Here is a 23,873-nt window from a genome sequence, read left to right as displayed (position 1 = left end):
CTTTGGCTGTAAGGCGAGAGTACAGCCAAAGCATGCGATGTCGCGGCTTCCGCATCACGCAGTCTTCATACAACGGCGGATCGCATGCTCTTCTAGAGAGATCGAAGTGTCGCGCTAGTTCGCTGTAGCCAAGCAAGACGAGCGTAGTAGCGACTCTCTTGAGATCCTCAGCGCACTGACCCGCCTTGTGATTAACGGCGCGGTTCGCAAGGGTCTGCTGCGGGGCCCAGTAGCAGACCCTTGCCAGCGTGAAGCGCCAACGACTGGGATGGGCCAACACCGGACATTCACTATCGGCTCAGTCCCCACTTCCGGCTGAAACCCCCATCGACACCGCCGTCGCCCGGGCGACACCGGAGACATGCTGGCCCAGCTTCCCCTCGAGGGCTGCAGTCCAGGGCCCGAGTTGGAAGCCGAGCCCGTCGTCGATCATTGCGAACCTGCCTGATGTCAGGGTGAAGCGCTGGCGGTGAGGTGACTCCCGTGGTGTGGACACTCTGACAATGGATCTTCTAGGTCCGAGGAAGGGTGTCCTGGTGGGACGTAAGTCTCCGTATCCGGCGGAGTTCAGGAACGACGCGGTGGCGCTGTACCGGGCGGCGGGCGGGAAGCGCACGTACGCGGCGGTCGCGGCCGACGTCGGGGTGACCGGCGAGACGCTGCGCAGTTGGGTGCGCCAGGCCGACGAACTGGCCGGCCGCGGCACGCGCGGGGAACGGGCCGTGGAGAGCCGGGACGAGGAACTGGCCCGGCTGCGGGCGGAGAACAACCGCCTGCGCAAGGCCGAGAAGGAATGGGAACTCGAGCGCGAGATCCTGCGCCGGGCGGCCCAGTATTCCGCTGCGGAGATGAGGGCATGACCGGTCGCTGGGACTTCATCTCCGCCCACCGCGCCGACTTCGGCGTGAAGCGGCTGTGCCGGGTGCTGCAGGTGTCGCGGTCCGGCTTCTGCCGACACCTGACCTCGGCTGAGTCCAGGGTGGCCAGGCGGCGGGATGAGGAGGAACTCGTCGGCGAGATACGCGAGATACACGCCAGCCACCAGGGTACCTACGGGGTCCGGCGCGTCCATGCCGAGCTGCGCGGCTTCGGGCACTCCGTCAACCGCAAACGCGTCGAGCGGCTCATGCGCATCAACGGGATCGAGGGCCGTCATCTGCGGCGCCGCAAGCGCACCACCATCCCGGACCGGCTCGCACCACCGGCACCGGACCTCGTCCAACGCGATGTCACCGCCCGGCAGTTGAACGAGAAGTGGTGCGGCGACATCACATACGTGCAGGTCGGCGGCGCGTGGCTGTATCTCGCCTGCGTCATCGACATCTGCTCACGCCCGGTGCTGGGCTGGTCGATGGCCTCGCACATGCGCGCCGAACTCGTTATCGACGCGCTGAAGATGGCGGTTGCGGCCCGCGGCGGCAACGTGGGCGGGGTCATTTTCCATGCGGACCGCGGCGCGCAGTACACGGCGGCCGTGTTCGCGCAGGTCTGCGACGGATTCGGGATCCGCAGGAGCATGGGCCGGGTCGGCTCGAGTTACGACAACGCCCTCGCCGAGAGTTTCTGGCAAGGACTCAAGAGAGAGACAATGCACCACAGGCTTTTCTCGACGATGCGCCAGGCGAGGCTGGAGATCTTCCAGTGGCTCACGTACTACAACGCACGCAGGCGCCACAGTGCTCTCAACCACCTCTCGCCCGTGGAGTTCGAACAGCAGCACCTACGAGCAGCTAAACTCTCAATCGCGGCATGAGCCCCTGTGTCCACACTCGGGGGACGCCTCAGGCCTTGCCGCACCCCCGAGCGGGTGCACGAAACGGGCTGTCGGCCTTCTCACGCGGTCGGCGGCCCATTGCGGTCGGATCCGCGAGGACGGCGGCGGGTCCGGTCATGAACGAGCGGCGGGTCCGGTCATGAACGATCTGACGGCCCCGAGGCGACCTGTATCTCAAGGAGCGGTTCGAGTTGGGCGGCCCACTCCGGGTGCATGGCGGCCTTCTTCTCGTGCAGCGCCATGATCTCGCTGGCCAGCTCTGGGGCCATGTCGTCGGAAAGGTCGGGGCCGATGGAGATCTTGGCCAGGTGCGGGATGATCTCGGGATCTCCCGCCAGGTGAACCGGGTCGTGCATGTACCGCTCGAGGGCCGCCAGGTCCTCAATGCCCACGCAGTAGGCGTGGGTGAGGCCGTCGGCGGGATCGCCCAGGCTCTGCCCGACGGTTGCGAACGAGACCGACTCGACGGACGCCGTTCGCCGCATCAGCGCGAGCACCTGGGCCTTCTGCTCCTCGGTCGTCCCATCCTTGAAGGCGAAGCGCAGCGTGTGAATGATCATGGTTTCCCGTCCCTTGATTGAACTAGCCAGTTCAGTAAATCTGCCTTATTGGTGTTGACGTTAGAATGAACCCATGGGTTCAACAGCGTCAAGCGGGGGCAGTGGCGTCTCGCGCGGGCGGGTCGACAAGCGACAGGCGATCTTGGACGCCGCGTTCGCCGTCTTCGCGCGGCGCGGATACGCACAGGCATGCGTCCAGGAGATCGCGGAGGAGGCGCGCGTCGCCAAACCGACCGTCTACAGCCACCTGAACGACAAGGAGACCCTCTTCCGCCACACCATCGAGGCAGCGGCCGACACCCTGATGGCGGAGAACCTCGCGGTCGTCGAGCGGCTGCGCGAGCGAGCCCCGGACGATGACCTGCGTGTGGCGCTTGCGGACCTGGCCCAGCGGCTGCTGCGGATCTGCTGCGGTGAACGCGCCCGCGCGCTGCGCTGGTTGACCTACGCCCAGGTGGCGCGATTCCCCGACCTGATCGAGACCGTGCAGGAGCGCACCGCGCACCGTCCCCGCGCGGCGCTCGCCGATCGGCTGGCCCGCCTCTCGCTCGCCGGCCGCCTGCGCCCATGCGACCCGGAGCAGGCCGCCGAACACTTCTTCGCCCTGCTCACCGGCCCTTTGGAGTCCCGCTCCCGGCTGGGCACCCGTCGCGTCCCCGCCGCCGAGCTCCGCGTCATCGCGGATGCGGCCGTGGACGCCTTCCTGCGCGCGTACGGGAGCGACTGAGCGGTCTGTCGATGATGTCGGCTGCAGTTCGGGTACGAGGGGGCAGGGAGGGGCTGCCATGCCGAAGATCCTGCGCGTGAAGTTGACGTTTGATCAGGAACGTGAGGTGCGTGAGCGTCTGCGGGCGCGTGATCTCGCGCCGCATGCCCGGCTGCGTCTGGAGTGCATCCGGCTGACTGCGCGAGGTATGACCGTGCCCCAGGTTGCTGATCTGCTCGAATGTAACAACGTCACCGTGCGAGGTGCGGTCCACCGCTTCGAGGACGGTGGATTCGAAGCCCTGGCCGATGCCCCGCCCCCAAGCCGCCCGCCCTCGATCACCCGCGAGGACCGACAGGCCCTGGCCGCGTTGCTGGATGAGTCCGCGTGTCAGGGCCGTACCTGGACAGCCGCAGCACTGTGCGACTGGCTGCGGGCCGAACGCGGGGTGAGGGCCGGCGCGGCCTGGCTGACCGAGTTGCTCCACCGGGACGGGTTCCGGTGGAAACGAACGCGTGACACCCTGCGGCACAAGGCCGACCCCGTCCTCCAGCAGGCCGCGCGGGCCCAGCTGGAGGACTTACGGCCTTACGGCTGGCGGCGGATACCGGCGTAAGCGACTTGTACTTCCTCCACGAGAGCGGCTTCGCGCCGACCATGCCCACTGGATACACCTGGTCACGGGCAGGGTAGCGGGCCGTGGTGCCACGTGAGGACAAGAAGGGCCGGCGCGTGAACGTGCTGGGCGCCCTGTCCGTGGGACAGGGCGCCGGCCTGGTGTGGGAGAAGACCTGCGGCAAGATCGACGCGGCCATGCTGCTGGAGTTCGTGTGCACGAAGCTGGCTGGTCTGCCCGGCGGGGCTGCGGGACTGGAGGAACCGCCCGCGGGCTGGAAGCGTGCCCGTCCCTGCACCGTCGTCCTGGACAACGCCTCGGCGCACGTGGCCAGGGCGTTCAAAGGCCGCCTCGAGGAGTTGGCCGCTGTTGGTGTCGAACTCTTCTACCTGCCGCCCCGCAGCCCCGAGCTCAACGACATCGAGCGGATATGGCGCTCGGCGAAGTACGAGGACTACCCCGAGCGCGTTCACACCACCTCTGAGACAGTCGGCAACGCCGTCGACCAGGCTCTGGCCCGACAACGCACACGCATCAAAGGATCAGCGACGAACTTCACCAAAGCCGCTTAGCCCCCAGCCCCAGGCCCCAGGTGCCACGCCCGGGGTGCGTGCTGGCCAGCCTCGGTATGTGATGGGAGGGGAGAAGAGGCGAGAGGAGTACAGGGTGTCGGTCGCGAAGAAAGCTGCCGTGGTGGTGGGAGCCGTGGCCCTTGCCATTGCAGGCGGAACATCCGCCCAAGGCATCGGCGGCGTGTTGGGGAAGCCTCCTCGTGGCGGGAATACTGCTGAGCGGCGTTGGGCTGCTGGCCTGCGGATGAGAAGCCTAAGCCCACGGGGCTGATTCGTTGTTGGCAAGCAGCCGGTCCACGACATCCGTATCTCGCGTCTGACGTCACGGACCCGACGAACGGCCCGACCACGCCGGACCGCCGCCGCCTCTGACCCTTAACTCCGGGCGTGCATTCTTCACGGCGTTCGTTAACGTCTGCCCCCTCGTCTGGCCTCCGGGCCGGGCGAGGGGGCTTTGTCGTGCTCGAGGTCAGTGCAGGGCTTCGATGGCTTTCAGGATCAACGCCCGCGCCTCGGCCCCGTACACGGCCATGCCGCGCAGTTGTTCGAACGCCTTCAGATACAGCGCGATCTCCGAGGGCTGTGTGACCTGGACCCGCGCGGACAGCAGCTCCACCGACACAAGGGTGTCGTCGTAGACGTGGAACAGCTCCTGAGGCCATAGGACGCGCCCCCGCGTCGCGCTGGGGATGATCCCCAACGAGACAGCCGGAAGGGCCCCAGCGGTGAGCAGGTAACCAAGCTGCGCGGCCATCGCGTCCTCGTCGCCCAACTGGTAGCGGAGGACCCCCTCTTCGATCAGCATGACGAACCGGTGACCCGGCTGGTGGATGATCTGCGAGCGTTCGCGCTGTCCTGGGGAATCAAGCGTGAGCAGGCATTCGCCAAGAACTGGGCACACTTCGTTGAGCTGCCGCCGGTCACCCGGCCGAAGCCGCTCGTCTGGACGCCCGAACGGGTCGAGCACTGGAAACGGTCCGGCGCGAAGCCCGGTCCCGTCATGGTCTGGACGCCCGAGCAAACCGGCGCCTTCCTCGACTTCGTCCGAGACGACTGGCTGTACGACCTGTGGCACACCTTCATCTTCCTCGGCCCCCGACGCGGCGAAATGTGCGCCCTGCCATTGCAGGAAGTCAACCTCGCCGCTCTCTGGCTGCGCATCTCCGCCCAGATCGTTGAAGTGGCCTACCGGCTGTACGGTGAAGCGCCCAAAGCCGAGAGCGTCCGCACGCTGAACCTGAGCGATGAGTCGACCGAGGTACTGGGGCAAGGGCGAGCCAGGCGAGACAAGGCGCGCGCGGAGTGGGCCGCTGCAAAAGCCTGGGTCGAGTCGGACCGGTTCTTCACTCACGAGAACGGCGAAGGACTCCACCCGGACTGGGTGAGCCGCCGCTTCAAACGCCTGGTGGAGCTGTCCGGCCTACCTCCCGTGCGCCTTCATGACCTCAGGCACATCTCTGCCAGCCTGTCATTGCTACAAGGAAACGACATCAAGGTCGTCCAGGAGCGGCTGGGACACAGCTCGCGCCAAATCACCTCTGACACCTACACCAGCGTCCTTCCCGAGCTCGCACGACGCGAGACCGAGTCCATGACGTCCGCGATTCCACGCAGCGTGCCCTACAACGTGCTGAGGCAGCTCGAACTTCCGCAGAAGCTCTTCGACGACGGCATGATCGTCGTCCACGCCGACGCCGTCCGAGCCCGAGATGGCGCCTGGACGATCAGCGTGAAAGCCCGGCACGACGACCGCCCCCTCGGAAGGATCAAGACATCGGCCGCCAGCCAGGAGAGGGCGGCCCAGGCCGCGATCCAGTGGGTACGCGACCGTTGCAAGGAGGCCAGTCTGAGAATTCTGTCGGCGGCCAGGGTCAGCGGGCATCTCCCAGAGTCGGGGAAGCGCCTGCATCGTCTCGCCCGCTTCGTGATCGACAGCGGGGAGGAGACAGGGCTGGCCGGGTGGACTCCGGTCCCCGTCTCTCCGAGTGGTCCCGAGGCCAGCGAGCAAGATCAAGGGGCTGCGTAGGCCGTTCGCGGCCAAACCGGCGCCCTCCGGGCCCCTGTATGGTCCCTGGATCTTGGTCTGAACGGATGAACGGGAGTCCCCGCGTCGGCGCGGCAACTCCCGTTCTTGAGTCTTCGCAGGTCAGGATGGGTCTGCCCGCATAGTGCCCTGGTGGGGCGGGTGGGACTCGAACCCACGGCCGACGGATTATGAGTCCTTTTCGGATCTTCCGATCGCTCCCGGATCCTGCCTTGTTCTTCCCATAACCGCAGGTCAGATGCGCGAAGCGGTTCGGGCTGATCTTCGGCCTTCCTGATCCTTCCGAGTCCTTCCGTCCCCTGAGTGTCCCCTGGCGGTCCCCCGAGGGCGCTCCGGGAAGAACAGCCTGGGGACGTCCAGTTGCATCAACGCAGGTGGAGTTGCGGGGTAGTCGAGGCTTCGAACTCTCGCGCAGCGGAGTTCCATACCGGCGAAGCGGGGCTCTCGCCCCCTGTGCCCGGGGTGGAGCCGAGCGGATTCTTGCAGGTCAGCCGCCGTACCCCAGCGTATGCGTTCCCCGTTCATGTCGCCTCCGTGCCGTCGAGTTCGGGGAGCACTGAGCGGTCCTCGGTGCTTCGCTGTCGAGCGCGAGTGCGCATCGGCGCTCCGACCGGGTGCTCCTCAAGGGAGGGAGCTCCCAGCACCCGGTCGGTGCGCGCACATCAGACGGTCGCGGCCAACCAGCCGATGGTTTCGGTGGTGTGCTTGCCGTCGCTCTTGGCGGTGCCGGCATACACCTCGTTCAGGCGGATGAGGAAGCCCGTGTTGGTGACGTCATGAATGCGGATGCCGGGTGTCTCTGGACCGTTGAAGGTCTGGGTCAGCGGGAGGACAACGACGTTGGAACCCGCCGGAAACGGGGTGGGGAAGGTGACGCGCGTGAAGGTCGAGGTGTTACCGCCAGTCGTCTCGATCGCATTGTCCGAGTTCAGGTCGATCTTGCCGGTCTGGATGAAGCTCATCGTCAACTTCTTTCGTTAGCAGCCTGGTTGCTCGGCCGTCCACGACGGCCGACAGGACACTCGTCACGAAATGGGCTTTGTATGCCGAAGTCCCACAAACGAGTGATCACCTTTCAGACAGCGCGGCCGTGCGCATCTCAATTGGCCTTGGAAGTTCGTTCGGATCGCTGGGCGGACCAAAGGAAGATGCCCTGTTCCAGAACTGGGGCAGGTAGGCGGTATGGCAAGTGACAGCGCCCGAGCTGGGGTGGCCCCGGCGAGGTTGCCGGGGCCACCGTGGTGGTCATCAGAGGGTGTCGAGATCCGCTCGGCTCGCGGCGAATCGCGCCGCGGCGTTCCGGAATGCCGCCAGGAGCGCGGCAGGGTCACACCGGGTTCGGATGCCGTCGAGCAGGATCTTGGCGAGATCGTAGCCGGGGTCGATGTCGAGGGCGTCCGCAAAGGCGTGGGCGGCGGTGATGGTGTCGTCCTGTCGCCAGGCGACCCAGCCGAGGAGGGTGAGGAGCGGCGGGGCCTTGTCGGTGTGCGGCGGTACGCAGCGTCGGGCGAGGTAGCCCCAGAGCTGCCGTTCGTAGGAGAGACCACTCTCCTCGCCGGTGGACAATGCGGCGTCTCGAGTTTCCGGGTCTTGTAGGCCGAGGATGATGCGCGCGGCGATCTCGTCCATGAGCTGAGGTCGGCCGTTGCGGAAGTCGGTCAGGGCTCCGTCGATGATGTCGACGGTGCTGTGGCGGGCGTGGATCTTCTGGTCTTCGGTGAGGGCCTGGGGCAGGTAGCTGGCGGTGGCTACGTCGAGGGCTTCGCGGTAGCGCGCCGCGTTGGTGGGGCTGTACTCGCTGGCGATTTGGACGGCGTGCTGGAGGTACGTCGCGTGGTGGGCACTGCCCTCGCGGGCGGAGGCGAGCCATTCTCGGGGGTCTTCGCCGTCGACGGTGCCGAGATGTATGCCGGTGGCCAGCTCGTAGTCGGGGTCGGTGGTGATGGCATCGCGCAGGGCGAGCCGGGCTGCGATGAGGTCGCCTTGCCGCCACGCGACGAAGGCGAAGAGCGTCAAGATGCGGACGGCCTCCTGCGTAAAGGGGGCGGCGGAAGCGGCACTGACGTGCCAGGCCATTGGGCGTACCAGCCCACCTGACGGACGTGGCCGAATACCTCCCGGCATATGTCGGGCAGCTCTGCGAAGCACAAGGGTCTGGCGCGCTTGACCAGCCCAACCGCACCTGTTTCCACGGTCGCCGTGATCTCGGCCGTCACGGTCTGACCCCCATCTCGCCGAGGCCGTAGAGACGCAGTCCTTCTCCAAGGAAGGGGCGAAGGACACGGGCGCTGGGCAGTTCCAGTGGGGCCCGTTCAGTGGGGTGCCAAGGTGGAGTGTCCCAGCGGGCCCCGATCGTCGGAGGCAGGATGATCCGCGCATCCCGTCCAGCCGTGACCTGGACGCTTGGGAGCATGGAGGCACACGGTCCGGTACCGCGCGCGGCCAGAAAGGTGCCCGTGTCGCCGTGCAGGAGGCAGGGCACGACCTTCCCTTTCCGGTCGAGCCTGACGAGCGCCTCCGTAGCGGCTTTGCGCGGGACGGACACGGCGTCGAACTCAGCGCAGGCAGCCAGCACAACGGTGCTGGCATTGTGGACGAAGGCGTCTTCAACTTCGCCGGGCCGCACCGGTTCCGTGCCGACGAACAGGCGCCAGCCGAGAACATCCGTGTACGCGTGCACCAGGGCATAGCCATCACGGGACTTGGGGGGCCACACATAGGTCGTCATCAACGTGGCCTCCGAACTGAGACACCGTGGTGGAGGAGGGACTTGGCCTCGTTATGACCATCCACCACCATGCGTTTCCGTCCGTTCCCGAGCTCCATCAGACCGCGTCGGTGGCGAGCTGCACGCTGGATCTGCGGCTTCACGGAAGACTCCCTGATTTCCATGTTCGTGGTTGATCGAGCACTCTGAGCGATGAGGGGCCCAGGTTGCCCCTGCTCGGCGTGGCCTCACCATGACTTGGGAGGTGGCCTTTGGGGTTCTTCCGGGTGAGCGAGGTGGCCTATCTATAGCTTTGGCGTGGCTTCTCAACAACGCTGGTTGCAGGAGAGCGAGCGCGCGGTATCCCCTTCACCAGGAGGGATTGATCCGCAGGAGCGGCCGCAGCACTGCGGCGCATCCACTGGGGGTGGCATGAACGAAGCACCGAGGACGCTGCTGAAGCTGCTGGTCACTCAACGACGGATGACCTACGCCACCTTCGAGACGCTGTTCAATGAAACAGCCGACAAGGTCGTCAAGAAGGGGACAAGCAACCCGACCTGTGGTGAAACACAGTTCAGGCGTTGGACGGCTGGGAAGCTGAAGGGCTTACCGACCGCCGACACCTGTCTCGTCCTTGAGGCGATGTTCCCCGGATACGACGTCGAAGCCCTCTTCGGCCCCCCACCTGCGACAAGCCCCCAGGTACCCGCGTTCGACCTGGAAGAGCAGATCCTCATGACGGCACGTGAAGCCCACGAAGACGCTGACAGCACCGCCACGGCGTCGATTTCCAACACCACCATCGACCAGCTCCGCGATCGGATAGGAACTCTCGCACAGGAGTACCACGCCCGCCCGGCACTCACCGTGTTCAGTCAGGCCGAGGAACTTCGACAGGACGCAGAGCGGCACCGCGATCGCACGCAGATTCCGGTGCAGCAGCAAGAGCTACTGATCTTGTGCGGCCAAGCAGTGGCCTTGCTTTCGGCAGCCGCCTTCAACCTCGGCTCTCTATCCGGAGCCAGGCGTTTGGCGCGTACGGCCGCACTGTACGGAGAGAGCGCACGGTTCACCCCACTACAAGCCTTTGCGGACGGCTCTCTGGCGTATATCGCCTATCATGCCGGCGAGCCAACGGAGGCTATCGTCAAAGCCCGTAGTGCTCTGTCGCATGGCGGGCTCGGCGACGTCGCAAAGCGCCGTCTCCTGGCCATTCAGGCCCGAGCCCTCGGACACCTGGGCGACGTGGAGTCTGCACAGCGGGCAATCCAACAGTCTGAGGAGACCGGCCTCGGCCACCGCGACGACCTGCACGACGGCGTAGGCGGCGAGTTCGGCTTTCCCGATGAACGGCTGGCCATGTCGAACAGTTCAACAGCACTCCTGATCGGCAACGGAGCACAGGCCGAGGCCACGGCCCGCCGGGCGCTGGCGCTGCTCTCGGAGAAGCACCCCACAAGCCGGGCCGCGCACGTCCTCGGCAGTGCGGCCGCCGACCTTGCACTGGCGCGTCTCATCTCCGGAGACGTCGATGGCGCCGCTGAGGCCCTTGAGCCCATCTGGGCTATCCCCGGGGACCACCGCATCACGGGCATCTTGGTGCGCGCCGCCCAGGTCCGTCGCTACCTGTCCCAGCCCGTTTTCCACGGTGCTCATCTGCCCACGCAGCTCCGCGAGCGCATCGAGGACTTCACCCGCGCATCGGCGCCATACCAGCTCGGGAACCACCAGCTGGCTGTCGAAGCCTGATCAGAGCGAGGCGAGAATCCTCCCCTCCTTCTCCGGCGCGATCCCGTGTTCTGCCCACCGCGGGTGGTCCACGGGACGCCCGTCGGCGGCCCACCACTGCCACGTATCGCGCACCGTTTCGGCGATCGGCCGACAACGCAACCCAGCTTCCACGGCACGCTGAGAATCCACCGACCACACTCCAGCGTGCGTTCGCCACAGCGGCATCTCGGTCCACTGCTTTACACCGTGCTTGGCCAGCACAGTGGGCTCAACCCACACGGGCGTGCCGTTACCCCCGGTTGTGTGCAGACACTCGTGGACGAAGTCGCCGAATGCGATGCCGTCCGGGTGAGTCACATTGAAACCTCCGCTGACCGAACCGGCAGCCTGAAGCAGCGTGAAGTCCGCGACATCACGAACGTCGACAGGCTGAATTCGCTGCTCAGCCGGGGCTGGCGCCAAGATGCTCCCGCCCCGCTTGGCGCGCTCCAGCCACCAGGGCAGTCGGCCGATGTACTCCCCGGGACCCAAGATCACTCCGGGCCGCAGGAACACGGCAGCATCGCCGAAGACTTGCACCACGGCGCGCTCCCCACCGGCCTTCTGAAAGCCGTACTTGGTGGGGCTCCCGTCCTCGCCCGTGTAGCCGAATGACTCGTCGGCATCGGCGGGGCACTTAAGCAGTGTCGACTCTTCGGTCAGCGCCTCGTGTGGCCACCCCTCGTACACGGACACAGTGGAAATGTGCACCCAGCGTCGGGCCTGGCGAGCCAAAGACGTTGCGCTCAAGAGCACGTCACGCGGGGGAAGCTCCGAGCTGGATGTGTCGATAACCGCGTCCCACGGCCCTCGCTGAGCCAACTTCAGCAGATCTTCGGGCACCGTTCGGTCGCCATGCACGGCCTCAACGCCCGGCACGTCGGCCCCTGACCGGCCCCGATTGAAGGTCGTGACCTCGTACCCCTGCGACAGGGCGCTCTGCACGATGGCTTTACCCAGGAACCACGTTCCGCCAATGACCAGAATCCTCATGTGCTGATCCTGCCCAGCTGGCTCGGCAGTGGATAGTCCTGTCCACAGAACGGTGCACCAACGATCGACTCATGGATGCGGGTAGCCGCCGAACCTTCCCTATCCCCCGCTCGTCGATCCGACTTCTGCCTGAACAGCACCGATCTACCGGTACCGACGTGTCGGCACTATGAATGACGTCGCCAGAGCGTTCCCCTCCTCACTCTCACTTTCAGGGTCCTCGGGAGCCGAAGCCTGACGTACGCCGTCGATCTGCCGCTCGATGCCGCGCAGGTTCTCTTGCAGGTCCATGGTCACAACACCGTCGACGGTCACTTTCAGCGGGTCGGCGAGCAACTTCGCTCTCCGCTCCCCCAGCACCTCCAGTGCCACCGCACGAGCCGACCGCAGCCGGAAGAACCGGCGCTCCAGGTCGGCTGGGTCCGTATCCGGTCCGAGCTGCGCCAGCAGCCACGACCGCTGGAACTCATCCACCAGTGCCCTTCCTCTTGTACGGGAACGGCCCGCCACCGAGGCGTTCCCGGTGGCGGACCGTAGGTCACGGCGACGTCGAAGCGGATCGCGAGCGGCGTGGCGGCGCCTTCTTCGAACTGCCTCCGCCTGCGTCCTCCGGCTCCGGGTCTACCGTCTTCTCTGCGGTCGGGTCCGGCTCGCCGACCGCGATCGGCAGCGGCCCGCGCCCCTCAGGCGGAACTTCCCACGCGTCGTGGTGGGTCACCAGGGCGGCGAGGCGGGGGGCGGGCTCCTCGCCGGGCAGGAGGATCAGCTCCTCGCGCGTAGCCGGATCCTGCACGTACACGGCGGCTTTCAGTCGAGGCACCGGCATCACAGGACCTTCGCCACGATGTGCGCGTCCGGGGTGTGCATGACCGGCATGCCGACCGCCGCGCCCTTGGTGTAGATCTGCACCGGGTCGTCCTGGACCCCGCGGGTGATGATGATGCCCGGCGCGTCCTCGCGGACGATCTCCGGGTTCGTGCCCCGCGAGAGCACCAGCGCCTCGGCCGTCACCCCGATCTGGGTCTGCGCCCACTTCTCCCGGTCCGGCGGGATCAGGCACCACAGATCCTCCGGCAGCACCTTGCGTGGCTTGCCGTCCACCCGCACCTGCGCCTTGTAGAACGTGATCGGCGGCAGCGAGTAGTTACCGCGCACCACGTTGATCTGCTGCGGGGTGAGCGTCGCCGTTGGCGTCGTGGACGGGTTCACCGACCCGTAGTAGGCCGCCCGGTAGGCGTTGTTCGCCGCGAGGTAGGAGAACGCCTTCCGGCTGGTGACCACCAGCTCCGGTTCCGGCGCGCCGACGTCGTCCAGGTGCTGGATCCACCGGAGCTCATCGGCGATCGGGTCCGATGCCGGGTCCCACCACGGCCGTTGCGCGACCGGCATGTTCGCCGCGGGGACGTTCCAGTCGACCTCCAGCGTCAGCCCGTTCTCCTGCACCAGCGAAAACTTCCCGTCCGCCAGCACGTCGCCGGCCGCCATCTCCAGGCGTGACTGGATCGCCTCCACGTGCCGCTCGACATCGTCGTACAGCAGCTCGATCAGCCGGTCCTGGTCCGAGCCGTGCGAGGCTTCCAGCAGGATCTGTTCCTGCTCGGAGACCATCAGCTTTTGCCCCAGCGCGGGCAGCGCCCCCTCACGGGAGGTCTGCCACGCCTCACGGGTGGCGAACGGCACGCTCGCATTGAACGCCCGGTACTTCGCCACATTGACGTACCGCCCCGAGTCCTTCACCCGCCACTTGACCTCCCGCAGCACCAGCGTCGGGAAGATCTTCTGTGTGAGGAGGAAGTCCTTCGGAGAAGGGATCGCCCGCGCGAACGCTGTCAGATCGACAACGCCCACGTCTTTCAACAGGTCCTGAATCGACACAGGTCAGGCCCCGCTCACACGAACCGGATCAGCGCGGCCCGCGGGTGCCAGGTCAGCTGCGACAGGTCGATACCGCCGGGCACCTTGGACGCCTTGACCGCCCCGTGCCACAGCAGCGCGGCCGGAACCCGCGTCTGCCCCGGCGCGAACGGCGCCTCGGCGATCACGAAGCCACGCAGCACCTGGCGGCCACAGTGCGCCTCGGGGTCATACGGCCCGTACAGGCCCGACTCGGTGACCTTACCGACCGGCACACCCGAGAAGACCCGGCCGTACGGGTCGCAGCACTCACCGCACTCGTAGTGCACCCCTTCGGTGAACAGCGGCAGGTCGAGGGTGATCGTGTCGGTCTGATCGGTGCCGTGCAGCGACGCCAGCCACTCCCGGTTGGCAGTCAGGTACTGCGAGGACTCAACGGGCTGAATGGACATGCTCTGTCTCCATTGGACGATGCGGTCAGCTTCCGCACACCGCCCGCCAGGGCAGTGCCGTCCACGGGGAGAAGGGGCGTGGTCCCCTGTACGTGCTACCGATCAGCTCGTGGCGTCGCTGAACTCCGGTATGAGGCCACGGCGCCGGGCCATCTCCAGCCCAGCCGAGCCCGGCTTCTGCCGGGGCGCTGTCCGCGACGGGGCTCGTCCGGCCGGAGCGCCCGCCGGGGCCGCCGGCACCGGGCTGCGCACCTCGCCGAACAGCTCCGGTCGTCGGGAACGCAGGGCCTCGGCCGCCGCCTGGATCTGCGCATCGTCGGCTTCCTCGTCATCGACGGCCAGCAGCCGCTCAGCGTCGGTGAGGTCGTCGCCATCCGCGCCCAGCGCCACCAGCGCCGCCCGGCGGATCGCCGCACGCTCCCGCTCAGCGGCCAGCTCCTCACGACGTGCGGCCTGCAACTCCCGTTCGGCCGCCGCCTGCTCCCGCCGCTCGACCTCCGACAGCGCGGCCTGCTCAGCCTCCCGCTGCTCGGTGACGAACTCCGTCAACGCCTTCGGGGTATCGAACCCCAGCGTCGAGAGCAGCCGCTTGATCGCAGCACGTTCCCCCTGAGCCTTCTCCCGCGTGAGCATCTTGCCCAAGCGGTCCTGGGTGACGTTGACCTGCTGCTCCTGGCCGCCTTCCTCGGCGTCGTCCAGGCGCTCGTTCATCTCGTCCTCAGACGAGGCCCCGAGAATCGGAAAGATCGGCTGCCCGTCACGGCGGTGGCCGACAGGGCGGCGAGGCGGTAGGGGCCGGACCATACGTCTCCTCCAGGTGCGCGCCCCCGCGCTGCCGATCAGTGTAGCCACCCGCTCGGACACCGTCCGAAGCACATTCTCGTCTGTTCGGCCGACCGCCCTGGCACCTCAGTCGGGGATTGTTGTCTGAGCTGGTCCACTGACTGTCTTGGCGTGTGCTCGCCGGTAGGTCAAGGGCGGCACGCCAATGGTGCGCCGGAACGCGGTGCTGAATGAGTTCGGCGAGGCGTAGCCGAGCCGTGCGGCGAGTGCGTCGACGCTGGTGTCCGTGTGCCGGAGGGCGCGCTCGGCCAGCACGATGCGCCAGCGACGGAGATAGACCAAAGGGGGGAGTCCGCTTGTTCGCCGAAAGCTTTCCGCGAACGTGGTCCGGGACATCGTGGCCGCTCGCGCGAGCTGCTCCAGCCGCCAGGGGTGTCCTGGGTCGTCATGCATGAGCTGCACAGCGGGCCGCAGTTGCTCGTTCGAGAGCAGCCTGAGCCACCCTGGGGAGAGCCCGGCCTGATCGGCGTACGCGCGCAGAACCTCCAGCACGAGGAGTTGCGCGTACTGCGAGACAGCGAACCCGGAGCCGACGTCACCGCCGGAGAACTCCTGGAGCAGCAGATCCAGAACAGTGCGCAGCCGACTTGCCCCAGGCGCCGAGCCACGGATGTGGCCGACAGGGGGCAGTACCGAGTGCAACAGCTCGCGCCCCCGAGGACCCAACTGGACGTGCCCGCCAACGACCACGTCCGGCTGACTCGCAGGGTCGAGAGGAAGCCTGGTCCACCCCACCGGAGGGGCGATCTCCCGTGCGGACTCCCGCTGTGCGCCGCTACGGAGTGCGAGCCAGGAGCGACGGCCCAGGACAGCGACGTCGCCCTCCGCCAGGTGCGCCGAGACTCCGCCGTCAGCTCGCAGGTGCGCCTGCCCACGCAGCACCGCGACGATCTTCACATCGTCGCTGACCTCGCCGGAGGACACCCATGGCGCGCATGCGGCAATCCCGCCGGAGATCACGCCATGAATCTCGACGTGCCGAAAGACGTCCGACAGGAGGTCATCGGGCACCATCGTGCGCTCGCCGGTACCTACCATCCCAACGGCTTGCCGTCTCGGAAGAAGCCGCCTCGCGGGCCGTCGTCGGGCAGCGTCGCCGCCCAGACGATCCCCGGCGCGCTCTCCTCGACCGGCCGTGCTCCCCGTGCCTCCGCACCGGGCACGGTGGCCGTGACATCGGGGCACACCGCATTGACCACGACCGGAGTGTCGGCGAGCCCGGCTGCGAGAGCGGAAGTCAGGGCGTTCACCGCCGCTTTCCCGATCGCGTGGCTGGCGTACGCCCCGCCGGCTGAGGCCAGCCCGTAGCGATCGTCGGAGTGAGAGCCCGCACCCGAGCTGACGATCACGACCCGCGGCCCGGGCGCGCGCCGCAGCAGCGGAAGAGCACTGATCGTCAAACGCCACGTGCCGAAAAGGTCCACCTGCACCACTCTCGCGGCGGACTCCAGGTCGACGCTCGTCACCGTCTCGTCGTGGTCGGGGTGCGCTGCCGCGTTGTTGACGAGGATATCGAGTCGGCCCTTCGTCTCTTCGACAGTGCGGAGGACCAGATCCACTGACGTTTGGTCGGTGATGTCGAGCGGCACCGGCAGCGCACTGACCCTGTCGAGTCCGCGCACGGCCGCCGCGGCCTTGCCGGGGTCACGCGCTCCGACGAGCACATCGATCCCACGCTGCGCGAGTTGTCTGGCGACCTCCAACCCGATCCCGTGTGCCGCGCCGGTCACCAGGGCAACCGTCCCGTCGCGGGAAATCGTTTCGCTGACCAGGGCATCCGAACGATGCTTTTCCGTCATAGCTCCAGGATGACGCGAGCACCCTGCGACCGCCATCGCCGCGAGTCCGGACTTCCTTCGCATCCGTACAGACGCCCCGAAAGGAGCCGGCCCTCGCCGAAGCCACGGAAGTCGTCCGGGAACGCCACGCGATCAAAGCCCCACCGGCGACTCGGAGTCCGGGCCTACCTCACGGCGCCCGAACCCACCGGCTCCCGCTCGCTCTCCTTCTTCACCGGCCTCCGCTCCTCGGCCCCGGCCGCGCCCGGACCGGCGTCATCCTCCCGGCCCTCCTCATCCTCGTCACGCCCCCGACGCGCCGCCGCCTCCGCCATCCGCACCTCGGCCTCCTGCTGCGACTTCGCCCGGATGCGCTCCACCTCCTGCGAGGCGTCCTTGATCGGGTACCCAGCCTCCAGCAGCATCGTCACCGCCGTCTCCAACGACAGCACCCTGCCTCCGTACGCCTTGACAACCTCCTCCAACACCGCGCCCCGGTCCGTCGGCGTGTGTGGTGCCCACGCCAGCCGCGCCGACAGCGTCTCCCCCGCCATCCAGCCCTCCGCCCGACCGGCCTGGTACAACCGCTGAACCATCTTGAACAACAACCGGTACTTGTGCTCCCGCGCCAGCCGCATCATGCCGATCAGCGCGTCCAGCGGCCCCAGCGCCAGCTTCAGCGCGTACCCCGACGGCACCTCCGTGGCGTCCAGCGTGCCGAGCCCGGCCGCCGTCACCCGCGAGTTGGCCGCGATCCGCTCCAGCAGGTGATCCACCCGCGCCCGCAGCTCGGCCAGCTGCGGCGACGTGTCCAGCGCGTCCATCCGCCCGGTCTCACCGAGCTGCCACACCGCACCGGCCTTCACCTCAAGCTCCTGTGGCCTGCCTGTCTCCCGGTCCACCGGCAGCCGCGCCCCCGCGAGCCCGATGATCGGCGTGCCCGTCGTCGCCGACGCCGCCGAGCTGTCCGAGTCAGTGGCCGCGAGCTCATCGAGCACCTGCAGAACGCGCGCGAGGACCGACCGGCCCCAGTGCTCCCCGCCGTCCGGGATCGTGTTCGCGATGTGCACCACCGGCACGAAGTCGATCATCAGATCCAACCGATTCAGCTCCGTGCCGTCCGGCCGTACCCGGTAGGCAGCTTTGTCCATCGGCAGCCGGTCCAGCGCCTCGCCGTTCTTCAGGTCCTCCAGCAGCCACTCCGCGTCCGTGAGGTAGCACGTCACGTTCGACGTCCGGCCCGGCTCCCACGGGTACGACCGCCCACCAGTCTCCGTCCCGTCGTCGCTGTCCTCGAAGATCGGGCCCAGCTCGTACGTCACCCGACGCACCCTGGCCTTCAGCCCGGCATCGTCGTCCGCCGGCAGATCCCACGCCAGGTGAACCTTGCGCGGGAAGTCGTCGTCCTCGTCCTCCCACTGAGGGAAGAAGAACCCCGGATCGTAGACCCGCAGCGTTGGGCGCTGCTTCTCTGGGTTCCACGCCAGCGCCATGACGCTGTCCCCAAGGAGCACTGCCGCTCGCTCCGCCTGCTGGACCCGGAACGTCAGCAGCTCCTTGTCCGCCCACTTCCGCAGCCGCTCCTGCACCGCGGCGGCCTCCGCCGCACCCGGTGTCGGCGTCTCCTCGTCGGCGTGTTCCGCGCCCTCGACCGCCACCTTCTGCTCCGAGCCCAGGAGGTAGCCGAGGGCCGTATCCACCAAGGTCGCAGCGTCACCCAGCTCCCGCCGCTCCAGCGCGCCTGCATCACCACCGACCGCCGCGAGCTCTCGGCACTCATCGCTGTACGAGACGAAGGCGATCAACTCACGGAAAACGAGCTCGTCTCCCTCGCCTTCCTGCTCCTGATGGCCGGGAGCGAGAACGCCCAGCACCTGATCAGTGCCGGCCTGGTCACCCTTCTCCGGCACCCGGGACAGGTCGCAGAGCTGCGCGCTGAGCCCGGCCTGCTGCCCGAAGCCGTCGAGGAGCTGCTGCGCTACGCGCACCCGAACCAGATGGCCATTCGGCGCTTCCCCACCGAACCCATAGAGATCGGCGGCACACAGATCCCCGCAGGGGACACCGTCATGCTCTGCCTGGCCTCCGCGCACAGGGACCCTGAGCGATACCCCTCACCGGATGAGTTCGACATCCGCCGCGAGGACAAGGCCCACCTGGCCCTCGGCCAGGGCATGCACTACTGCCTTGGTGCACCGCTGGCTCGTATGGAGATCCAGATCGCCCTCCATACGTTGCTTCACCGGTTCCCCCAGTTGGATCTCGCCGTTCCTCCACAGCAGTTGCAGTGGCGTGCCTCGTTCCGCTCACGCGCGCTCAAGGCGGTCCCCGTCACCCTGCGGTGACGGCGGTATCCCTTTGAGAGGGGTTCCACTTCCGCCACGTCAGCGCAACGCGATCCCCGTCCACGGTGCGCGACCCTCGTGCGGCAGCCGGATAGACCGTTATCCGCTCCAGCATGAGGGTCAGCACACCCTGCTTCGATACCAGCGGGGCATGCTTCCACCACCGGACCAGGTCCGGTACGTCCCCCACCGGCACGTGCTGAACCTGCTCGAGGAAGCGGGCCTGAGTGGCGTTCTCCCGGATCTGATGGGTCAACTGCTTGTCAGCGGCGCGGAAGGCGCTCAGGGACAGCTCCGGCGAGCGAGCGTAGCTCTCGCCGAGCTCCTTCTGCCGCGCCTTGTCGGCCTTCACCTGGGCACGCAGCTCGGCTGCCTCTGCCAGGATCTCATCACGCGCCTGCCCGATCAGGACACTGACCTCCGGCTTGGCCAGCTCAGCCAGTACGTGCTCAGCGACGTAGGTCTCGAACAGGTCAGCGTTGATGCGGACCTTGCCGCAGCCGCCCGGGTGCTGCGGCCTGTTCGGGAGACAGCGATACCCCCGGCTCCCGCTGTTCGCGGGGGATGAGCCGACCACGCCGCCGCACAGGCCGCAATCGGCAAGTTCGCCCGGCATGAGGTATTCACGTTGTTCAGCCCGACGATGGGTCGGATCGTTCTTCGGCCGCATGGCCCGGATGGCTTTGAACACCTCGGGCGGGATGATGCGCGGTCCCCCTGAGTCCACCAGGTTGCCGTCCGCCTCCTCAACGAGCCCGGCGATCGCCGGGTGGTCGAGGACATTCGCCAGAACCGACGGCCGCCAAAGACCTCCCCGGGTTGTCCGGTAGCCCTCGGCGTTCATCCACTCGGTGATCGCTTCAAAGGTCTGCTTCTGGTAGCGGCGGCTAGCGGCCTGCCGCAAGGGCGCGGCCTCGCTCTCGCGCACCCTCTCGTGCGCCATGTCGTCGAACCCATATAGCCGAGGCATGCCCTGGACTCCTTGACCTAGCCGAACCCCCTTACCACACCAAGTTTACCGAAGATAGGTCACACTGTTGCAAAACAACAACACACCTCAAATCTGCGCCTTACCCGTGCTCAGCCTGGTACCTCCACGCCGAGGATCTTCCACAGCTCTGCCGTCGGCACACGAATCGTGCCACCGAGGGTGAGCGTCCGAACCGGGAACCGTCCTGACCGGATCAGTTCATACGCCTTGTCGCGGCCGATCCCGAGGGCCCGGCCAGCAGTTGTCACGTTCACCGTGGCCGGAAGAGCCAGCAGCTCCTCCAGTCCCATCGCTCCGGACGGAGCCTGTTCGCCTGCCTCCTGAGCAGCCATGTCGTTGGTCGCATCCTCCCCCGCGCCAACTTGCGCACGACTTTACAACAGTGTCCGACAGCCCCAGCAAGATGAAGAAAGATCACACCGGACTCGTACGGACACGTACGCACAAGCAAAGCGGGCTGTGGGGCAGTCGGCAGCAGGGGGTCAGATGTTCTCGCCGAGCTACTACCGGCGATGCCAGTGCAAAGGACCACTCAAGGACGAGGAGGGCAACCCGGTCCTCGACGCCGATGGTGCACCGAAGATCGGGGACATCGGGCTGACGTGCCCGAAGCTCGGCAAGGGCCACGGCACTTGGTACTTCTACTTCGAGGCCGAGCGCGGCGCGGGCAACAAACGTGCACGAGTGCGCCGCGGCGGCTTCGCCAAGCTGGATGACGCCAAGAAGAAGGCAAAGGAACTCTACGACGCCGCCACCGCCGGCACCGACGTGCTCTCCGACGAAACGTGCGGAGACTTCTTCCTCCGGTGGATCAAGGCGAAGAAGTCTCTCGCCCGCACCACCCGCCACGGCTACGAGGAGCACATCAACCTCTACCTCCTCCCTCACCTCGGCCACATCAAGCGCCGTGACCTCAAGGTCCGGCACCTCGACAAGATGTACGACGCGATCGAGAAGGAGAACGCCGAGCGGATCCTCCACCGCCTCCGCGTCGATCAGCTCCAGAAGGAACGCGACGAAGCACACCGGGCCTGGGTGAAGGCGGCCGGGAAGAAGGAGGAGCGCCGCACCGCCCGCAGAGCGTTCCTCGACGCTAACGCGGCCCTGCGCGAGGGCAAGAAGGGGTTGCGGAAGGTCACCTCCGCCGCCACCATGCACCGCATCAACGACACCCTCAGCTCGGCGCTGTCCTGGGGAATCAAGCGCGAGCAGGCATTCGCCAAGAACTGGGCACACTTCGTTGAGCTGCCGCCGGTCACCCGGCCGAAGCCGCTCGTCTGGACGCCCGAGCGCATCGAGCACTGGAAGCGCACCGGCGAGAAGCCCGGCCCGGTCATGGTCTGGACACCGGAGCTAACGGGTCAGTTCCTCGACTTCGTCAAGGGCGACTGGCTCTACGAGCTGTGGCACAGCTTCATCTTCCTCGGCCCCCGGCGCGGCGAGATGGCCGCGCTGCCCTGGGCAGAGGTCAGCACCGATGCCCTCTGGCTGCGGATCTCCCAGCAGATCGTGGAGGTGGCGTACGAGCTGTACGGCGAAGCGCCGAAGGCCGACAGCGTCCGCACCCTCTCCCTGAGCCTGGAATCCGGCGACAACCTGGTCAGCTTCCGGGCGAAGCAGGAGCAGAAGCGCCAGGAGTGGGGAGACGCCTACATCGAGACCGGCCGCGTGTGGACGCACGAGAACGGCGAGGCGCTGCACCCCGACTGGATCTCCCGCCGCTTCACCCGCCTCGTGGAGCTGTCCGGCTTGCCGCCGGTCCGCCTGCACGACCTGCGCCATCTCGCCGCCACCCTGTCCCTCCTCGCCGGTACCGACATCAAGGTGGTCCAGGAGAAGCTGGGGCACTCCTCGCGCCAGATCACCTCCGACACCTACACCAGCGTGCTGCCCGAGATGATGCGGGCCGAGGCCGAGTCGGTCATGGCCGTCGTCCCCCGCGACGTGCCCTTCCAGGTCCGCGCCCCGCTTACAATCCCCGAAACCGCCTGGCAGGGCGACATCGCCATCTTCTTCGTCCACGGCGCACGGCATCCAGGTGACACCTGGGCCGTTGGAGCGCAGTCCCAACCCGACTCCGATCTCCTCGGCATGATCACTCTGGCCGGGCGGGGCCAGGACGACGCCGCCAACGCGGCCGTGAAGTGGATACGGGATCACTGCACCGCGAACGACCTGGAGCTGGTCCGGGTCGAGAACTTCAACGACCGCTACCCCGAGGAACAGCGAGCGGACTTCTCGCTCACGCGCTTCACCATCGCCCGGTCCGAGTCCCCGGGCCTGGACGGCTGGGCGCTGCCGACCGGCTTGCCACCCACAGCGGCCCGGACCGCCCGCCGGACCTCGAAGGGGCGTCGGAAGGCGGCGTGAGGGCCCCTCTGTCCCCTGAACCGGCCCCGTGTCCCCTGTGTGTCCCCTGGATCTTGGTCTGAACGGATGAACGGGAGTCCCCGCGTCAGCGTGGCGACTCCCGTTCTTATGTCTGCGCAGGTCAGGATGGGTCTGCCCGCGTAGTGCCCTGGTGGGGCGGGTGGGACTCGAACCCACGGCCGACGGATTATGAGTCCGCTGCTCTAACCGGCTGAGCTACCGCCCCGTAACGGCGCGTCGTACACATCCGCGCGCGCCGTCTGCCGCAGCATAGCCGCTCATACGATCTGCTGCTTCGGAGGGCCGATGCTGGAAGGCCCCCTGGCTGCGATCATGACGTAGATCACGTCCGGAGGGGGCCGGAAATGAAAAAGGACCCCACGAGGGGTCCTCCTCACCTGCTCCCCCGACTGGACTCGAACCAGTAACCCTCCGGTTAACAGCCGAATGCTCTGCCAATTGAGCTACAGGGGACCGAGCTCCCCCGACTGGACTCGAACCAGTAACCTGCCGGTTAACAGCCGGCTGCTCTGCCAATTGAGCTACAGGGGATTGCTTCGTGTGCCGCGACCGTGGCCCCGCCCGGATCTCCCGGACGGCGTGCGCTCGCTGCGACACATACATTAGCGCAAGCAGGGGGGTGCTCCGCCAATCGGTTCGCCGCGTCCACCCTCGGGCGAACCTCCGCCGATCCAGGGATGATCTTCTGGATGATCGTGGGTGATCTGCGGCGCGGGCGGGTAGACGTGCGGCACGACCCCGGGGTCCAGATGTGAAGGACAGCGAGAAGGGCAGGTCGATGCGCTACCGGCTGACGTTCATCACCGGGATGGCTGTGGGTTACGTACTGGGCACGCGAGCCGGCCGCGAGCGGTACGAGCAGTTGCGCGCGTGCGCGCAGAAGTTCGCACGGAACCCGGCCGTCCGCAATACCGCCGAATCGGCCGCGCAAGGAGGCCGGCATGCCGCCGTGCGGGCGCTGGACAAGGTCCGGCCGCTGCGCGAGAAGATCGGGCAGCGCGCCCCCCGCGCGGTGGGCGAGGACGACTGGGGCACCAGCAACACCTAGACCCGGCGGTGGCATGATCTGATCCATGGGGATAGTCGCCGGGTTGGACAGTTCGTCCGAGAGCACACGAATCGTCGTCTGTGACACCGATACGGGTGCCGTGATCAAACAGGGGTACGCCCCGCATCCGGTCGGCGGCAGCGGAGATGTGGACCCGCAGGCGTGGCTGATGTCGCTCGGCGAGGCCGCCGAGGGCGGGCTGCTCGAGGGGGTCCAGGCCATCGGCGTCTCGGCGCAGCAGCACGGGCTGCTGGCGCTGGACGCGGGCGGGGTGCTGGTGCGCCCCGCGCTGGTGGGCAATGACAAGCGCGCCCAGGCCGCGGGGGCCCGCGGCCCCCCCCCGCCCGGGTCGGGGCCCCGCCCGGGCCCCGGGGGGGCGGCCGGGGGCGCGCCCGCCCGCCCCCCGGCGGGGGGGGACGGGGCGGG

General features: G+C 67.4%; 25 protein-coding genes, 3 tRNA genes and 2 pseudogenes. 10 read left to right on the top strand and 20 right to left on the bottom strand.

Going from position 1 to position 23,873, the window contains the following annotated elements; translation table 11 throughout:
* Window positions 1-298: 298 nt before the first annotated feature.
* Window positions 299-496 (bottom strand): DUF3363 domain-containing protein, encoded by a 198-nt coding sequence (locus tag ACFXB5_RS01735; RefSeq protein ID WP_385201396.1) that lies wholly within the window; start codon window positions 494-496, stop codon window positions 299-301.
* Window positions 497-536: 40 nt separating this feature from the next.
* Between ACFXB5_RS01735 and ACFXB5_RS01730 the strand changes: the two genes are divergently transcribed.
* Window positions 537-1,753 (top strand): IS3 family transposase gene (locus tag ACFXB5_RS01730; protein ID WP_385201394.1). Its coding sequence is split into 2 segments (ribosomal slippage): window positions 537-789 and window positions 789-1,753, totalling 1,218 coding nucleotides; the frame shifts between segments, so codons are not numbered across the junction.
* 158 nt (window positions 1,754-1,911) lie between these two features.
* On the opposite strand, the gene ACFXB5_RS01725 is transcribed toward ACFXB5_RS01730, so the two are convergent.
* On the bottom strand, window positions 1,912-2,334 hold the full coding sequence (locus ACFXB5_RS01725) for a Dabb family protein (RefSeq protein WP_385201392.1): 423 nt from the start codon (window positions 2,332-2,334) through the stop codon (window positions 1,912-1,914).
* Between the two features lie 73 nt (window positions 2,335-2,407).
* On the opposite strand from ACFXB5_RS01725, the gene ACFXB5_RS01720 reads away from it, so the two are divergent.
* The 3 genes from ACFXB5_RS01720 to ACFXB5_RS01710 all read left to right on the top strand — a co-directional run bounded on the left by ACFXB5_RS01720 (window position 2,408) and on the right by ACFXB5_RS01710 (window position 4,228).
* On the top strand, window positions 2,408-3,061 hold the full coding sequence (locus tag ACFXB5_RS01720; RefSeq protein ID WP_257568713.1) for a TetR/AcrR family transcriptional regulator: 654 nt from the start codon (window positions 2,408-2,410) through the stop codon (window positions 3,059-3,061).
* Between the two features lie 58 nt (window positions 3,062-3,119).
* Entirely contained in the window at window positions 3,120-3,656 is a 537-nt protein-coding gene (locus tag ACFXB5_RS01715; protein ID WP_385201390.1) for a helix-turn-helix domain-containing protein, read from the top strand.
* Window positions 3,657-3,739: 83 nt separating this feature from the next.
* Complete coding sequence (locus tag ACFXB5_RS01710; RefSeq protein WP_385201388.1) at window positions 3,740-4,228, top strand: transposase; 489 nt, start codon at window positions 3,740-3,742, stop codon at window positions 4,226-4,228.
* Window positions 4,229-4,697: 469 nt separating this feature from the next.
* Here the strand turns inward: ACFXB5_RS01710 and ACFXB5_RS01705 are convergent.
* Window positions 4,698-5,075, bottom strand: a pseudogene (locus ACFXB5_RS01705) (Scr1 family TA system antitoxin-like transcriptional regulator); the annotation flags it as partial.
* A 153-nt stretch (window positions 5,076-5,228) separates the two neighbouring features.
* On the opposite strand from ACFXB5_RS01705, the gene ACFXB5_RS01700 reads away from it, so the two are divergent.
* Window positions 5,229-6,254: a site-specific integrase gene (locus ACFXB5_RS01700; RefSeq protein WP_385201386.1), complete on the top strand. Its 1,026-nt coding sequence runs from the start codon at window positions 5,229-5,231 to the stop codon at window positions 6,252-6,254.
* Window positions 6,255-6,934: 680 nt separating this feature from the next.
* Here ACFXB5_RS01700 and ACFXB5_RS01695 read toward each other — a convergent pair.
* The 3 genes from ACFXB5_RS01695 to ACFXB5_RS01685 form a co-directional block, all read right to left on the bottom strand.
* Window positions 6,935-7,234, bottom strand: coding sequence for a hypothetical protein (locus ACFXB5_RS01695; RefSeq protein WP_385201384.1), 300 nt, complete (start codon window positions 7,232-7,234; stop codon window positions 6,935-6,937).
* A 286-nt stretch (window positions 7,235-7,520) separates the two neighbouring features.
* Entirely contained in the window at window positions 7,521-8,348 is an 828-nt protein-coding gene (locus tag ACFXB5_RS01690) for a DUF4192 family protein (RefSeq protein ID WP_385201382.1), read from the bottom strand.
* A gap of 136 nt (window positions 8,349-8,484) precedes the next feature.
* Window positions 8,485-9,000 (bottom strand): hypothetical protein, encoded by a 516-nt coding sequence (locus ACFXB5_RS01685; RefSeq protein ID WP_385201381.1) that lies wholly within the window; start codon window positions 8,998-9,000, stop codon window positions 8,485-8,487.
* A gap of 411 nt (window positions 9,001-9,411) precedes the next feature.
* Here ACFXB5_RS01685 and ACFXB5_RS01680 point away from each other — a divergent pair, with 411 nt between their 5' ends.
* Window positions 9,412-10,731 carry a DNA-binding protein gene (locus tag ACFXB5_RS01680; RefSeq protein WP_385201379.1) on the top strand — a complete coding sequence of 440 codons (1,320 nt, stop codon included), beginning with the start codon at window positions 9,412-9,414 and terminating at the stop codon, window positions 10,729-10,731.
* Here the strand turns inward: ACFXB5_RS01680 and ACFXB5_RS01675 are convergent, their stop codons facing one another.
* The 9 genes from ACFXB5_RS01675 to ACFXB5_RS01635 form a co-directional block, all read right to left on the bottom strand.
* Window positions 10,732-11,745: an NAD-dependent epimerase/dehydratase family protein gene (locus ACFXB5_RS01675; RefSeq protein WP_385201377.1), complete on the bottom strand. Its 1,014-nt coding sequence runs from the start codon at window positions 11,743-11,745 to the stop codon at window positions 10,732-10,734.
* A gap of 144 nt (window positions 11,746-11,889) precedes the next feature.
* Complete coding sequence (locus tag ACFXB5_RS01670) at window positions 11,890-12,219, bottom strand: hypothetical protein (protein ID WP_385201375.1); 330 nt, start codon at window positions 12,217-12,219, stop codon at window positions 11,890-11,892.
* Window positions 12,220-12,283: 64 nt separating this feature from the next.
* Window positions 12,284-12,571 (bottom strand): hypothetical protein, encoded by a 288-nt coding sequence (locus ACFXB5_RS01665; RefSeq protein ID WP_385201373.1) that lies wholly within the window; start codon window positions 12,569-12,571, stop codon window positions 12,284-12,286.
* On the bottom strand, window positions 12,571-13,620 hold the full coding sequence (locus tag ACFXB5_RS01660) for a major capsid protein (protein ID WP_385200955.1): 1,050 nt from the start codon (window positions 13,618-13,620) through the stop codon (window positions 12,571-12,573). Before ACFXB5_RS01660 ends, ACFXB5_RS01665 begins: the two co-directional genes overlap by 1 nt.
* Before the next feature lie 14 nt (window positions 13,621-13,634).
* Window positions 13,635-14,051, bottom strand: coding sequence for a head decoration protein (locus ACFXB5_RS01655; protein WP_385201371.1), 417 nt, complete (start codon window positions 14,049-14,051; stop codon window positions 13,635-13,637).
* Between the two features lie 102 nt (window positions 14,052-14,153).
* The gene (locus ACFXB5_RS01650; RefSeq protein WP_385201369.1) at window positions 14,154-14,762 is read right to left on the bottom strand and encodes a hypothetical protein; all 609 of its coding nucleotides are present in this window, start codon (window positions 14,760-14,762) and stop codon (window positions 14,154-14,156) included.
* Window positions 14,763-14,960: 198 nt separating this feature from the next.
* Window positions 14,961-15,932 carry an AraC family transcriptional regulator gene (locus tag ACFXB5_RS01645; protein WP_385201367.1) on the bottom strand — a complete coding sequence of 324 codons (972 nt, stop codon included), beginning with the start codon at window positions 15,930-15,932 and terminating at the stop codon, window positions 14,961-14,963.
* Window positions 15,926-16,693: an SDR family NAD(P)-dependent oxidoreductase gene (locus ACFXB5_RS01640; RefSeq protein ID WP_385201365.1), complete on the bottom strand. Its 768-nt coding sequence runs from the start codon at window positions 16,691-16,693 to the stop codon at window positions 15,926-15,928. Before ACFXB5_RS01640 ends, ACFXB5_RS01645 begins: the two co-directional genes overlap by 7 nt.
* A 164-nt stretch (window positions 16,694-16,857) precedes the next feature.
* On the bottom strand, window positions 16,858-18,546 hold the full coding sequence (locus ACFXB5_RS01635) for a hypothetical protein (protein ID WP_385201600.1): 1,689 nt from the start codon (window positions 18,544-18,546) through the stop codon (window positions 16,858-16,860).
* On the opposite strand from ACFXB5_RS01635, the gene ACFXB5_RS01630 reads away from it, so the two are divergent.
* Window positions 18,451-19,017, top strand: coding sequence for a cytochrome P450 (locus tag ACFXB5_RS01630; RefSeq protein WP_385201582.1), 567 nt, complete (start codon window positions 18,451-18,453; stop codon window positions 19,015-19,017). The two genes, ACFXB5_RS01635 and ACFXB5_RS01630, sit on opposite strands and share 96 nt — an antisense overlap.
* Here the strand turns inward: ACFXB5_RS01630 and ACFXB5_RS01625 are convergent.
* Both ACFXB5_RS01625 and ACFXB5_RS01620 read right to left on the bottom strand, forming a co-directional pair.
* Window positions 19,004-19,960, bottom strand: coding sequence for a recombinase family protein (locus ACFXB5_RS01625; protein WP_385201363.1), 957 nt, complete (start codon window positions 19,958-19,960; stop codon window positions 19,004-19,006). The genes ACFXB5_RS01630 and ACFXB5_RS01625 overlap by 14 nt on opposite strands.
* A gap of 137 nt (window positions 19,961-20,097) precedes the next feature.
* Window positions 20,098-20,340, bottom strand: coding sequence for a DNA-binding protein (locus tag ACFXB5_RS01620; protein WP_385201361.1), 243 nt, complete (start codon window positions 20,338-20,340; stop codon window positions 20,098-20,100).
* 154 nt (window positions 20,341-20,494) lie between these two features.
* Here ACFXB5_RS01620 and ACFXB5_RS01615 point away from each other — a divergent pair, with 154 nt between their 5' ends.
* Window positions 20,495-22,378 carry a tyrosine-type recombinase/integrase gene (locus tag ACFXB5_RS01615; RefSeq protein WP_385201359.1) on the top strand — a complete coding sequence of 628 codons (1,884 nt, stop codon included), beginning with the start codon at window positions 20,495-20,497 and terminating at the stop codon, window positions 22,376-22,378.
* A gap of 149 nt (window positions 22,379-22,527) precedes the next feature.
* On the opposite strand, the gene ACFXB5_RS01610 is transcribed toward ACFXB5_RS01615, so the two are convergent.
* The 3 genes from ACFXB5_RS01610 to ACFXB5_RS01600 form a co-directional block, all read right to left on the bottom strand.
* Window positions 22,528-22,604, bottom strand: a tRNA-Ile gene (locus ACFXB5_RS01610).
* Window positions 22,605-22,779: 175 nt separating this feature from the next.
* Window positions 22,780-22,852 (bottom strand) — tRNA-Asn (locus tag ACFXB5_RS01605).
* Between the two features lie 5 nt (window positions 22,853-22,857).
* Window positions 22,858-22,930 (bottom strand) — tRNA-Asn (locus tag ACFXB5_RS01600).
* Window positions 22,931-23,177: 247 nt separating this feature from the next.
* On the opposite strand from ACFXB5_RS01600, the gene ACFXB5_RS01595 reads away from it, so the two are divergent.
* Window positions 23,178-23,447 carry a YtxH domain-containing protein gene (locus ACFXB5_RS01595; RefSeq protein WP_385201580.1) on the top strand — a complete coding sequence of 90 codons (270 nt, stop codon included), beginning with the start codon at window positions 23,178-23,180 and terminating at the stop codon, window positions 23,445-23,447.
* A gap of 25 nt (window positions 23,448-23,472) precedes the next feature.
* Window positions 23,473-23,873 (top strand): annotated as a pseudogene (locus ACFXB5_RS01590) (sugar kinase); the annotation flags it as partial.

The sequence above is a fragment of the Streptomyces sp. NPDC059455 genome (assembly GCF_042750115.1).
Lineage (GTDB): Bacteria > Actinomycetota > Actinomycetes > Streptomycetales > Streptomycetaceae > Streptomyces > Streptomyces endocoffeicus.
Note: the sequence above shows the minus strand (reverse complement) of the source record. Positions and strands in the feature narration are given on the sequence as shown.